Here is a 12,323-nt window from a genome sequence, read left to right as displayed (position 1 = left end):
GCCATGTCTTCTGCAGCTACTCGCCGTAACTCAGCCCCCTTCGTTCAGCGCCACATCGGCCCGAACCAGGCCGATACCCAGGAGATCCTCGATTACCTGGGCTATGAATCTTCCGTCGCGCTGGCCGACGATGCCCTTCCGAAGTCCATCCGCCAGGCTGGCCCGATCGGCCTGCCGGAGGCGCTGGACGAGACGGATACCCTGGCCGCCCTGCGTGCTTACGCTGACAAGAACGTGCAGAAGCAGCAGCTGATCGGCAATGGTTACTTCGACACGATCACCCCGGCCGTGATCCGCCGCAACGTGGTGGAAAACCCGGGCTGGTACACCGCCTACACCCCCTACCAGCCGGAGATCTCCCAGGGTCGCCTCGAAGCCCTGCTGAACTTCCAGACGATGGTGCAGGATCTGACCGGCCTGCCGGTGGCTGGCGCTTCGCTGCTGGACGAGGCCACCGCTGTGGCCGAGGCCGTGCAGCTGATGGCTCGCGGCAACGCGAAGGCCGCCAAGAAGGGCGGCGTGGTGCTGTTGGATTCCTCCCTGCACCAGCAGTCCATCACCGTGACCCTGGCGCGCGCCGAGGCTGCGGGCATTCCGGTGGAGGTTGTGGACCTGGACGGCGAAGATGCTGCCGCGGCGTTCGAGGGTCGCGAGAACCTCGTCGGCGTGGTGCTTTCCAACCCCGGCTCTACCGGCCGCGTGCGCGACCTGTCCGGCCTGATCTCCGCGGCGAAGGAGACCGGCGCCCTGGTGACGGTCGCTTGTGACCTGCTGGCTCAGGTTCTGGTTACCTCCCCGGGCTCCCAGGGCGCGGACATCGCCGTCGGCTCCGCCCAGCGCTTCGGCGTGCCGCTGTTCTTCGGCGGCCCGCACGCAGGCTTCATCTCCTGCACCGAGGCTCTGCAGCGTAAGCTGCCGGGCCGCATCGTGGGCGTGTCCGTGGATGCCGAGGGCACCCCGGCCTACCGCCTGGCCCTGCAGACCCGTGAGCAGCACATTCGCCGCGACAAGGCCACCAGTAACATCTGTACCGCCCAGGCTCTGCTGGCCGTCGTCGCCGGTTTCTACGCGGTCTGGCACGGCCCGGCTGGTCTGCGCGCTATCGCCGAGGGCGTGCACGCCCGCGCGACCGCGCTGGCCGTTGCCCTGTCCGAGGCTGGCCTGACGCTGGCGCACGATACCTTCTTCGACACCGTCACCGTTGACGTGTCTGGTTCTTCTCTTGGTGACGCCCCCACGGCTCTGCGCGCAGCAGCCGAGGCAGACTACAACCTGCGCCAGGTTAACGATTCCTTCGTCGGAATCTCTGTCGGCGAGTCCACCACGGATGAGGACATCGCCAAGCTGATCGAGGTGCTGGGCTCCCGCGCCGGTGAGGTCAACTCCGCGGGCTTCGACGTCACCGCCGGCCCGCTGGGCGAGGCCGGCGTGCTGCGCGCCGCTGATGAGGAGATCCTGACCCACCCGATCTTCACCGCCATCACTTCCGAGACCCAGATGATGCGCTACATGCGCAAGCTGGCCGACCGCGACCTGGCGCTGGATCGCACGATGATCCCGCTGGGTTCCTGCACCATGAAGCTGAACGCGGCTTCCTCCATGGAACCGATCACCTGGCCTGGCTTCGCTGGCATCCACCCGCACGTCCCGGCCGAGCAGGCGCAGGGCTGGCTGGAGCTCATCGAGGACCTGGAGGAGCGCCTGGCGAAGATCACCGGCTATGCCAAGGTTTCCGTCCAGCCGAACGCGGGCTCCCAGGGTGAGTTTGCCGGCCTGTTGGCGATCCACCGCTACCACCAGTCCCGCGGCGATGATCAGCGCGACATCGTTCTGATCCCGGCCTCCGCGCACGGCACCAACGCGGCCTCTGCGGCTCTGGCGGGCCTGAAGGTCGTGGCTGTGAAGAACGCCGAGGACGGCTCCATTGACGTGCCGGACTTGGAGGCCAAGCTGGAGAAGTACGGCGAGCAGACCGCCGCCATCATGCTGACCTACCCCTCCACCCACGGTGTGTTCGAGGAGCAGGTGCGCGACGTCTGCCAGAAGGTTCACGATGCCGGCGGCCAGGTGTACGTCGACGGCGCTAACCTGAACGCCCTGGTCGGCCTGGCCCAGCCGGGCGAGTTCGGCGGCGACGTGTCTCACCTGAACCTGCACAAGACCTTCACCATCCCGCACGGCGGTGGCGGCCCGGGCGTTGGCCCGGTGTGCGTGGCAGAGCACCTGATCCCGTTCCTGCCCACTGACCCGAACGCCGACGTTATCGATGGCGATGCTGCACTGCAGACCGGCCAGCCGGTCTCCGGCGCGCAGTACGGCTCCGCTGGCGTGCTGCCGATCACCTGGTCCTACATCGCCCAGATGGGTGACGAGGGGCTGACTGAGGCCTCCCGCATGGCCCTGGTGAACGCCAACTACGTTTCCCGCAAGCTGGAGGACTACTACCCGACGCTGTACAAGGGCGACACCGGCCTGGTCGCCCACGAGTGCATCCTGGACCTGCGTGAACTCACGAAGGCCTCCGGCATCACCGCCGAGGATGTCTCCAAGCGACTGATGGACTTCGGCTTCCACGCCCCGACCCTGGCCTTCCCGGTCGCCGGCACCCTGATGATGGAGCCCACCGAGTCGGAGGACAAGGCAGAGCTGGACCGCTTCATCGAAGCGATGATCACCATCCACGGGGAGATCCAGGAAGTGATTGACGGCAAGGTCACCGCCGAGCAGTCCGTTCTGCGCCACGCGCCGTTCACCGCCTATTCTGTTGTGCGGGACGACTTCGAGGAAGCCGTATCTGGTGGTCACTTCAGTCGCGCCAAGGCCGCATACCCGGTGGCCAGCCTGCGACACACCAAGTACTTCACCCCCGTGCGTCGTATCGACAACGCCTATGGCGACCGCAATCTCGTGTGCACCTGCCCGCCCCTGGAAGACTTCGCAATTAACGAGGACTAGGGTCCGCTGGGGCTAAGGGCGTCACAAAGAGAAGAAGGAGAACAAGACATGACCGAACTTAAGAAGACCGCGCTGCACCTGGTGCACGAGAAGTTGGGCGCGCGATTTACCGACTTCGGCGGCTGGGACATGCCTCTGAAGTACAGCAGTGAGCTGGACGAGCACCACGCTGTACGCAATGCCGTGGGCGTATTCGACCTCTCCCACATGGGTGAGGTTCGCGTGACCGGCCCGCAGGCGGCGGAGTTCCTGGACCACGCGCTGATTTCCAAGCTGTCGGCAGTGAAGGTCGGCAAGGCGAAGTACTCGATGATCTGCACCGAATCCGGCGGCATCATCGACGACCTGATCACCTACCGCCTGGGCGAGAACGAGTTCCTGATCGTGCCGAACGCGGGCAACGTGGACAACGTGGTTTCCGCACTGCAGGGCCGCACCGAGGGCTTTGACGTGGAGGTTAACAACGAGTCTGACGAGACCTCAATGATCGCCGTGCAGGGCCCGAAGGCCGCAGAGGCGATGCTGGAGATCGTGGAGAACGTGGTGGACGCCCCCGAGGCATCCGGCGCGGGCGAGACCGTTGCCGAGGCCATCGAGGGCCTGGGCTACTACGCCGCATTCCAGGGCGTTGCCGCAGGACAGCCCGTGCTGGTGGCCCGCACCGGCTACACCGGTGAGGATGGTTTCGAGCTGATCGTGGCTAACGACGGCGCGGAGACCGTGTGGACCAAGGCTATGGACCAGGCTGCGCAGTTGGGTGGCCTGCCGTGTGGCCTGGCCTGCCGCGACACTCTGCGCCTGGAGGCCGGCATGCCGCTGTACGGCAACGAGCTGTCGCTGAAGCTCACCCCGGTAGACGCTGGTCTGGGCATTCTTGCGGCGACGAAGTCGAAGGACTCTTTCGTTGGTCGTGACGCCATCGTCTCCGCCAAGGAAAAGGGGACCCAGCAGGTGCTTATCGGGCTGGCGGGCGAAGGCCGCCGCGCTGCCCGTGGGGGATACGAGGTGTTCGCAGGAGAGGGCGAGAAGGCCATCGGTGCCGTGACCTCCGGTGCGTTGTCGCCGACGCTGGGCCACCCGGTGGCGCTGGCGTACGTTGCGAAGTCCGCAGTGTCCTCCGGCGCGGCCGCCGAAGGTGCGACCGTGGAGGTAGACATCCGCGGCAAGCGCTTCGAATACAAGGTCGTAGCGCTGCCCTTTTACTCCCGCGAGAAGTAACAGCCAGCGTCTCGAGCAATAGTGGTTCGCACATCTGAAGCAGCTAGCACCGGCAGCTTCAGGTGACCGTTGCGGATCGTGTAACAGCGTGGAGGACGGTGGGCTTTCTCAACCCGACTTCTTTAGACGGTGCCGGCCTCTTCAGCGTCGTAGCGTTGCTGGGCGGCTTCGATAGCGCCCATGTTCTTTTCGGCCCAGGAACGCAAGGCCATGATAGGGGTTACCAATGACTCACCAAGGGGAGTGAGGCGGTAATCCACCCGTGGGGGAATGGAGGCGGTGACTTCTCGCAGAGCAAGTCCATCGCGTTCGAGGTTGCGCAGAGTTTGCGTTAGCATCTTCTCGCTGATTCCCGCGATCTCTTCCCTGATCTGGGAATACCGCAAAGTGCGACCGCTCAAGGTGGTGAGCACGAGAGTTACCCATTTACTACCGATCTTGTCCAAAAGTTTGCGGCTGGGGCAGTCTTTCATGAATATGTTGTATTCAATTTTGCGGTTTTTTCGGCGCTGAGAAGCACTCTGGGTGGCCATTGGGGGATCCTCCGGAGATTGTCTTCAGGCCATTTGAGTGGCGTGAACAGGAAACCTACTAGCGGGTGCGGACCCGACTTTGAAGTAAGTACTTACCAAAAGAGAGTAGCAATCATATGGTGAGTTTGTCCGCCGCGAAGAAATTCGACTGTATAGGTCGGTTTCGTTTTTCGAGATGGCGTGTGCCGATTCGTGTGCGCACGTGGCGTGTGTACACCCCGCTATAGAAAGGAAATTCCCCATGAAGGCAATCATCTCTGTCCCAAGCACCCCTGAACCACAGCTGGTCGACCGTGATATTCCACGCCCTGCACAGAACGAGATACTCGTTCAGGTTTTCGCCTCCACCGTCAATCCTGTCGATGCGTTGTCCCCATCTGCAGACGGCAGGGCGGCATTTGGTCTTCAGGGTGATTTCGGATTGGGCTGGGAATTTTCCGGAGTAGTTGCCGAGTCCACACCCTCTTCGATTCTCCCGGGTTCCAAAGTCATCGGCTTAACTCCCAATATTGGTAGCCCGCTGGCTGCGCATTCCCAGTACATCAACGTCAACGCGGACCAGCTAGCCCTGATGCCCGACAACATTTCTTTCGTCGACGCAGCAACGATCCCACTCAATGGCCTCACGGCTTTGCAGTTTTTGGAATTGCTGGATGAGCCAGCAAGCCGGGATCTCCTCATCACCGGTGCAGCGGGCGCCGTTGGAGGTTACGCTCTCGAGCTGGCTAAGGCCTCGGGAAAGTGGGGTCGCGTTTACGGCCTAGCTAGGGAAGAAGACCGTCAGTTCGTGGAAAAGCGCGGTGCGCACCTTGTCACTTCTCTCGAGCACCTCATAAGTAGTGGCTTTCAGGTAGGTGCGGTGCTCGATGCTGCCACTATCCCCGATGTGGTCCTGCCGGTTATTGCGGATAACGGCAACTACGTCGGCGTGCTACCTGCTTTCCCGGTGGATGCACCGCGCGCAATCACTTCGCGATCCGTCCACGTCCACTCCGACCCCGATGCGCTCGCGCATCTGGTGGACCTCGTTAACGACGGGGCATTGATTCCACGCGTGGATCGTACCTACGACGCTGAACTGGAATACCTACGGGCATGGGAGCGACTGGCAACTCCAGGTATCCGTGGCCGCCAGGTGCTCGTGTGGAGGTAACTACTGGGGCACGGGTGCAAAAACTAGGGTGGCTTAGAGCTCGCGTCATTCGTGTAAGGTACCCAGGTGAGTCAAAGTTTTCTGACTAGGCGCTCGGCCGTCGCAGCTGGCCTCTGACCAGCGGATTCAACCGAGTGCCCACCTGCGAAGCTAACTACGCTAAGGAGCCAACACACATGTCCGCACTGCCAACCGATTTCCTGTACTCCGAGGAGCACGAGTGGGTTAACACCTCCGCCGTGGTGGAGGGAGAGACCGTGCGCGTGGGTATTACCCACATCGCTGCTGAGGCACTGGGCGACATCGTGTTCGTCGAGCTGCCGGAGGTTGGCTCCGAGGTCGAGGCCGGCGAGGCTTTCGGCGAGGTTGAGTCCACCAAGTCCGTTTCCGACATCTACGCACCGGTCTCCGGCGAGATCGTGGCCGTGAACGAGGAGCTGGAGGACAACGCTGGGCTGGTCAACGAGGACCCCTACGGCGAGGGCTGGCTGTACGAGGTCAAGGTGACCGAAGCTGGCGAGCTGATGGACGCTGAGGCTTACCTGGCGGCTAACGAGTAATACAAGACCCTATGGTCGGTTCCATGCTCGCGTTAATCCTCGGCTTGGCCCTGTTGGGCCTTGCCGTGTGGTTACTGCTGCGCGCAAAAGATCGCGACGCGGCCAACGGAACCGACGAGTATGGCGGGGGGAACGCTGACGGAGCCGCGGACTGGTCCTCGGATGAGGACTACGAGTGGTCTGAATCGGAGGAGGACGGCGAGTGGTCCGAGGCGGACGACGAAGAATGGTCCGCAGGATGGGATGGCCCGCAGTTCGACTCGTGGTCCGGGGATGATTATGAGTCCGGCGAAGACTCCGACTACGAGGATGACGCGGACGAGTACCAGGCCGATAGTGCAGGCGATGGACTAGGTGAAAGCCCCGCAGAGGATTGGGCAGAGGAACCATCGGAGGATTGGCCCGACGATGAGCCTGCAGAGGGGGAGGAAAGCGCCGTTACCCCCACGCCTGCGGCTGCGCCTGCGTCCGGGCCCGCGTCAGCAATGGCGGCTTTCGGTTTTCCCCGCAGGCGGCGTCGCCAATGGGCGGCCGACAACGGCTTCGAGTACACGAAGGAAGACAGCGAAGTCGCGCGCGACTGGCCCATCACCGTCCTGGGGGATCAGCGGCGCGGGGTGCCGACGCTGCGCGAGGTTGTCAGCGGCTTCGTCGACGGGCACCAGGTGCACATCGGAGACGTGGGATCATCCACTCTGATGGCCATGCGCCGAGTGGAAGAATCACCAGTTCAAGTACTGTATTCCGTCGATGCTGCCCAGCCCGCTGGCATGCGCCGCACCGACTTGCTGGACCAGCCTCCGTTCGCCGCGTACACCACCGACGTCCGCGCGCTGGACCGCATGCTGGACGCTCGCGTGGAGGACTCCCTGGCTGCGCTTTCGCAGGTCGCGCGCGACGTTGCGTGGGGACAGAACTGGACGGTCGTGCGGATCTCCCGCAAGCTCGACTTCCACGTGTGGCAGAAGATTCTGCCGCGGCTGCGCTCCCTGGTGGATGCAGCGATGGTGCTGCCCCCGGCGCAGACCAGCGCGCCGTTGGAGATGCTGTCTGCCGACCAGTTGCGTCCCCTGCCGGGCGGTCCGCTGCAGGTGTACACCGCCGACCCGGTGAACCAGGAGGAGATCGAGGAACAAGCCGCCGAGGCCTGCTCCCGCCGCGCAGCACACCTGCGGGCCGTGCCCGATGACGCTGCCGATACTAATGCCGAAGGTAGCGACGGCACAGCCTCAGCCGCCGCAGAGTTCAACCCCGCGCAAGACAACACTGTCCGCACCGAAGAAGCCGCCGCGCACGCGGAAGTGCCGAACCTGGAGCGGCCCGACATCACCCGCCCCGCCGAGCCGGTGACCTTCCCCTCTCGCACGCACACACGCTGGGAAGGCGGAGACCCGGATAGCTTCGAAAGCTTCGCCGTGGGGGACTACGACGACCCCGCGGAGGATGACGACCTCCACGCGGGACGGCGACGTCGCCGCGACGGAGGCATCCCGCGCCTGGGCGAGGATCCCGAGCACATGAGCTCGCACAACTCGCAATATGCGCAGGTCATCCGCGTCGAGGCGGAAGAGGCCACTATTTTCGAGGAGTTTGAGGAGACCAAGTCCACTGCAGTGCGCCTGTCTCCTGTGACGCAGCGTCGGCGGAGCGGTGGGCGTCATCGCGCGCCAGAGGCACGCCACGGCCGCCCTGAACCCATCGAACCGATCGAGTACGAAACCGTCGACGGCGAGGTCGTCGAAGACGACCAGCAATAACAAAAGGAGCAACCGCAATGATCGATGAAGCCAAGAAGCAGCGCCTCGCCGAGCTCGTCAAGGAGCTGGCAGTGGTGCACGGGCGCGTGACCCTGTCCTCCGGCAAGGAGGCCGACTACTACGTCGACCTGCGCCGCGCGACCCTGCACCACGAGGCATCTCCGCTGATTGGCGAGCTGCTGCGCGAGCTGACCTCCGACTGGGACTACGCGCACGTCGGCGGACTGACCCTGGGCGCGGACCCGGTGGCGACGGCGATCATGCACGCGGAGTCGGCTGGCGCTGGCGAGGCTGCCGGGCGCACCATCGACGCCTTCGTCGTGCGCAAGGAAGCCAAGAAGCACGGCATGCAGCGCCGCATCGAAGGCCCGGACATTGAGGGCAAGCGGGTGCTTATCGTCGAGGACACGACCACCACGGGCAACTCCCCGCTGACTGCTGTCGCTGCCGCTCGCGAGGCTGGTGCAACCGTCGTTGGCGTGGCCACCGTCGTGGATCGCGCGACTGGCGCTAAGGATGTTATTGAGGCCGAGGGAGTCGAGTACCGCTCGCTGCTGGGCCTGTCCGACCTGGGGCTTTCCTAGGTATTTTTGATGACGCCCACCTCCCCCGAATCACACGATAAACCCGGACCGACGGAGTGGCTGGAGCACCCCCGAGGGGTGCGCAGCTGGGAAGAAGAACACCCCGACCAGCCCCGCCCGACGGATCCGCGCTTCGACCCCGAGCTGCTGGATGCCGGGGATACGCGCAACGTGGTGGATGCTTACCGGTACTGGAAGCAGTCCGCGATCATAGCGGATATTGATACCCGTCGGCATGCGCTGCACATTGCCATTGAGAACTTCGAAAACGACTCGAACATTGGCACCGTCGTGCGCACTGCGAATGCCTTCGCGGTGGATACCGTGCACATTGTTGGGCGGCGGCGCTGGAACCGACGCGGGGCGATGGTCACCGACCGTTACCAGCACTTACAGCACCATGCGACGGTGGGGGAGGTGCTGGAATTCGCCGCCCGGGAAGGGCTAGTTGTGGTGGCGGTGGATAACACCCCGGGGTGCGTGCCTCTGGAAACCGCGGAGCTGCCGGAGCGGTGCCTGCTGCTGTTTGGCCAGGAAGGGCCGGGTGTGACCCAGGAGGCGCAGGATGCTGCGCGGATGACGGTCTCTATTGCTCAGTTTGGTTCGACTCGGTCCATTAACGCTGGTGTGGCGGCGGGGATTGCGATGCATGCGTGGATCCGCCAGCATGCGGACCTGTCCCAGGCCTGGTAGTTGGGGATGCCCCAGGCCTGGTAGTTGAGGTGTCCCCAGGCCTGGAGGGTGGGGATGTCATGGGCCTGGCAGGTGGGGCTCGGTTTTGCTGCTCTGCGGGCTGTGTTTCCCGTAAGTGTCGGAAAAGTGGTAATTCGTGAAATCGGGGACTGGGCTCCGAGTTGCAAAAACGCTCTGAACTGCAAGTTTACATAAGTGGAAATTATCTGCATTAACAAATTGCAAGTTTTGCGACATTTGACTGCTGGGCGGCGGGATTCCGGGGGAGGGCTAGACTGTTCTGCAGAGCGCTACAACCGAGTGAGGTGTGCAGAGTGTTTAATCTTCCCGGCAAAAAGAAGCAGGGTAGCAAGTCGTCGCAGGTAGGAGACATTTCTGTGGCGCCGCAGGAATTTGCGGAGGGGGCGGCTGAGCGGGCTGAGTCTGCCGGACGGGCCGGGCAAGCTGAGGTCGCCGAAGCCTCGCCAGCAGAAGCCCCCAACCCCAACCAGGAGCTCATCGAGCGCTGGGATCACCGCGCGGACCTCTCCTATCAGGCGGTTCACGAGCGCCACGCCAGCCGCCTCTGGGGCATCCCGCGCACCACGCTGGGGGTTATCGCCTGGCCGCCGACCACTCGCGACCGGATGTTCGTCCGCTGGCACTACTGGTGGCAAGCTCATTACATCGACAACCTCATCGATGCCGCCATCCGCCGCCCCACCCACTCCCGGATTTTTGCCATCCGCCGCCACCTCCGCGCCATGCGCATCCGCAACCTTCGCCCCCTGACCGCCAACCACTACTACGACGACAAAGCGTGGCTGGCCCTGGCCCTGCAGCGGGTGGCGAACACCCCGAAGATCCAGGCAAAACTTGGCACGCCCCGCGAGCTGGAACCCCTGGTGGAGAACATTTTCGAGGGCGTGGATAGCCTCACAGGTGTGCTGCCGTGGCGCACGCAGGAGACTTTCTACAACGTCCCCACCAACGGCCCCGCCGCCATCCTGGCCGCCCGCAATGGCGATATAGAGACGGCGGAGCGCCTGATCAACTGGACCTTCGACAACCTCATTAACGAAGACGGCCTGGTCATGGACGGTATCCACATGCGGATGGCCGGCCCGGAGCCCGTCACGGCGGTGCATCCGTATTGTCAGGGCGTGATGCTCGGCGCATGCGTGGAGCTCGCCCTCGCGCGCAGGCGTGCGGCTGGGGTGGAGGATCGCACGGTTTCAGATGTGGGCGTCAAAGAAATAACCCGCATCCATGGCCTGCTCCGCGCGATCGAGGTGCATCTTGCCGACCGCGATGGTGCGCTCAATGCTCGCACTGCGGGTGGTGACGGCGGACTGTTTAATGGCATTCTTGCGCGTTATCTTTCTCTTGTTGTTGAGTGCTTGCCGACGCCAGGTCGGCACGGCACGGAGGCCGTGGCCATAGCCCGGCGGATTGTGTTGGCGACAGCCGAACAGGTGTGGCGTTTCCGGCTGGAGGTTGATGGGCTGCCGGTGTTCTCTGCCGACTGGTCGAAGGATGCGACGATGCCGCAGGCCGGTGGTTTGGTTGGCGCGACGATTGCGGGGGCGGTGGCGAGTTCCGATATTGCGGAGCGGGATCTGTCCGTGCAGCTTTCCGGGTGGATGCTGATGGAGGCGGCGGCGCGTACCATCGCAGCGCAGTGACGCTCGAGTGGTGGGGCGAGTAGCAAGAGACGGGCAGCGTGCAACGAGGGTGCGTGGGCATAAGGGGGAGTGCTCGCCGGAGTGACTGCACGGCGTTGAATTTGTGGGCATAATTGTGGGCGGAGACTTACCTGCCCTATTCCGAGGAATTGAAGGAGCATCGAAATGCCTATTGCAACCCCCGACGTCTACCGCGACATGCTGGACAATGCGAAGGAGAACGGCTTCGCATACCCCGCGATTAACTGCACCTCTTCCGAGACCATCAATGCTGCTCTGAAGGGCTTTGCGGATGCGGAGTCCGACGGCATCATCCAGTTCTCCACCGGTGGTGCCCAGTTCGGTTCCGGTCTGGCCGTGAAGAACATGGTTGCAGGTGCGGAGGCCCTGGCTGCGTTTGCTCACCAGGCTGCTAAGCACTATGGCGTGAACGTTGCTCTGCACACTGACCACTGCCAGAAGGAAGTTCTGGACGAGTACGTCCGCCCGCTGATGGAGATCTCTCGCAAGCGCGTGGAGGCTGGCGAGAACCCGCTGTTCCAGTCCCACATGTGGGACGGCTCCGCTATCCCGATCGACGAGAACCTGGAGATCGCCAAGGGGCTGCTGGCTGACGCGCAGAAGGCCAACATCATCCTCGAGGTGGAGATCGGTGTTGTCGGTGGCGAGGAAGACGGCGTGGAGGCCAAGGCCGGCGCTAACCTGTACACCACCGAAGAGGACTTCGCTAAGACCGTCGATGCTCTGGGCACCGGCGAGCACGGCCGCTACCTGCTGGCCGCTACCTTCGGCAACGTCCACGGCGTATACAAGCCGGGCAACGTGAAGCTGCGCCCGGAGGTTCTGGACATGGGGCAAAAGGTTGCAGAGAAGAAGCTGGGACTTTCTGAGGGCTCCAACCCGTTCGACTTCGTCTTCCACGGTGGCTCCGGCTCCGAGAAGGAGAAGATCGAGGAGGCCCTGCGTTACGGCGTGATCAAGATGAACGTGGATACGGACACCCAGTACGCCTTCACCAACCCGGTTGCCCGCCACATGTTCACCAACTTCGACGGTGTGCTGAAGATCGACGGCGAGGTCGGCAACAAGAAGGTTTATGACCCGCGCTCCTACCTGAAGCAGGCTGAGGAGGCCATGTCCGTCCGCGTGGTGGAGGCCTGCAACGACCTGCACTCCGCTGGCACTTCCGTTGCTAAGTAGGTTCCG

General features: G+C 63.5%; 10 protein-coding genes. 9 read left to right on the top strand and 1 reads right to left on the bottom strand.

From position 1 onward, the window contains the following. The first annotated feature begins 3 nt into the window (after positions 1-3). Together gcvP and gcvT are read left to right on the top strand one after the other, a co-directional pair. Positions 4-2,955 (top strand): aminomethyl-transferring glycine dehydrogenase, encoded by a 2,952-nt coding sequence (gene gcvP, locus MHX66_RS04835; RefSeq protein WP_239200734.1) that lies wholly within the window; start codon positions 4-6, stop codon positions 2,953-2,955. A gap of 48 nt (positions 2,956-3,003) precedes the next feature. Further along, the gene (gcvT, locus tag MHX66_RS04830; RefSeq protein ID WP_239200732.1) at positions 3,004-4,173 is read left to right on the top strand and encodes a glycine cleavage system aminomethyltransferase GcvT; all 1,170 of its coding nucleotides are present in this window, start codon (positions 3,004-3,006) and stop codon (positions 4,171-4,173) included. Positions 4,174-4,295: 122 nt separating this feature from the next. Here gcvT and MHX66_RS04825 read toward each other — a convergent pair whose 3' ends face one another. Beyond that, entirely contained in the window at positions 4,296-4,706 is a 411-nt protein-coding gene (locus MHX66_RS04825) for a helix-turn-helix domain-containing protein (RefSeq protein ID WP_239200730.1), read from the bottom strand. A gap of 241 nt (positions 4,707-4,947) precedes the next feature. On the opposite strand from MHX66_RS04825, the gene MHX66_RS04820 reads away from it, so the two are divergent. The 7 genes from MHX66_RS04820 (at position 4,948) to fbaA (ending at position 12,317) form a co-directional block, all read left to right on the top strand. Beyond that, complete coding sequence (locus tag MHX66_RS04820) at positions 4,948-5,859, top strand: hypothetical protein (RefSeq protein ID WP_239200728.1); 912 nt, start codon at positions 4,948-4,950, stop codon at positions 5,857-5,859. 176 nt (positions 5,860-6,035) lie between these two features. Beyond that, entirely contained in the window at positions 6,036-6,419 is a 384-nt protein-coding gene (gene gcvH, locus MHX66_RS04815) for a glycine cleavage system protein GcvH (RefSeq protein WP_239200726.1), read from the top strand. A gap of 23 nt (positions 6,420-6,442) precedes the next feature. Beyond that, positions 6,443-8,176 (top strand): hypothetical protein, encoded by a 1,734-nt coding sequence (locus MHX66_RS04810; RefSeq protein ID WP_239200724.1) that lies wholly within the window; start codon positions 6,443-6,445, stop codon positions 8,174-8,176. A 17-nt stretch (positions 8,177-8,193) separates the two neighbouring features. After that, positions 8,194-8,760 (top strand): orotate phosphoribosyltransferase, encoded by a 567-nt coding sequence (gene pyrE / locus MHX66_RS04805; protein WP_239200722.1) that lies wholly within the window; start codon positions 8,194-8,196, stop codon positions 8,758-8,760. Positions 8,761-8,769: 9 nt separating this feature from the next. Beyond that, the gene (locus MHX66_RS04800) at positions 8,770-9,453 is read left to right on the top strand and encodes an RNA methyltransferase (protein ID WP_035009072.1); all 684 of its coding nucleotides are present in this window, start codon (positions 8,770-8,772) and stop codon (positions 9,451-9,453) included. Between the two features lie 314 nt (positions 9,454-9,767). After that, positions 9,768-11,117 carry a glycoside hydrolase family 76 protein gene (locus MHX66_RS04795; protein WP_239200720.1) on the top strand — a complete coding sequence of 450 codons (1,350 nt, stop codon included), beginning with the start codon at positions 9,768-9,770 and terminating at the stop codon, positions 11,115-11,117. 165 nt (positions 11,118-11,282) lie between these two features. Then, positions 11,283-12,317 (top strand): class II fructose-bisphosphate aldolase, encoded by a 1,035-nt coding sequence (gene fbaA, locus MHX66_RS04790; protein WP_239200718.1) that lies wholly within the window; start codon positions 11,283-11,285, stop codon positions 12,315-12,317. Positions 12,318-12,323: the final 6 nt, after the last annotated feature.

Source organism: Corynebacterium sp. ACRPH, from assembly GCF_022347285.1.
Classification (GTDB): domain Bacteria; phylum Actinomycetota; class Actinomycetes; order Mycobacteriales; family Mycobacteriaceae; genus Corynebacterium.
This window is presented reverse-complemented; position numbering and strand designations above follow the sequence as displayed.

Bases quoted from the DNA above. Each gene is read 5' to 3' on its own strand.
- MHX66_RS04825 (WP_239200730.1), bottom strand. From the start codon at position 4,706: ATGGCCACCCAGAGTGCTTCTCAGCGCCGAAAAAACCGCAAAATTGAA.
- MHX66_RS04810 (WP_239200724.1), top strand. From the start codon at position 6,443: ATGCTCGCGTTAATCCTCGGCTTGGCCCTGTTGGGCCTTGCCGTGTGG.
- gcvT (WP_239200732.1), top strand. From the start codon at position 3,004: ATGACCGAACTTAAGAAGACCGCGCTGCACCTGGTGCACGAGAAGTTG.
- pyrE (WP_239200722.1), top strand. From the start codon at position 8,194: ATGATCGATGAAGCCAAGAAGCAGCGCCTCGCCGAGCTCGTCAAGGAG.
- MHX66_RS04820 (WP_239200728.1), top strand. From the start codon at position 4,948: ATGAAGGCAATCATCTCTGTCCCAAGCACCCCTGAACCACAGCTGGTC.
- gcvH (WP_239200726.1), top strand. From the start codon at position 6,036: ATGTCCGCACTGCCAACCGATTTCCTGTACTCCGAGGAGCACGAGTGG.
- MHX66_RS04800 (WP_035009072.1), top strand. From the start codon at position 8,770: ATGACGCCCACCTCCCCCGAATCACACGATAAACCCGGACCGACGGAG.
- fbaA (WP_239200718.1), top strand. From the start codon at position 11,283: ATGCCTATTGCAACCCCCGACGTCTACCGCGACATGCTGGACAATGCG.
- gcvP (WP_239200734.1), top strand. From the start codon at position 4: ATGTCTTCTGCAGCTACTCGCCGTAACTCAGCCCCCTTCGTTCAGCGC.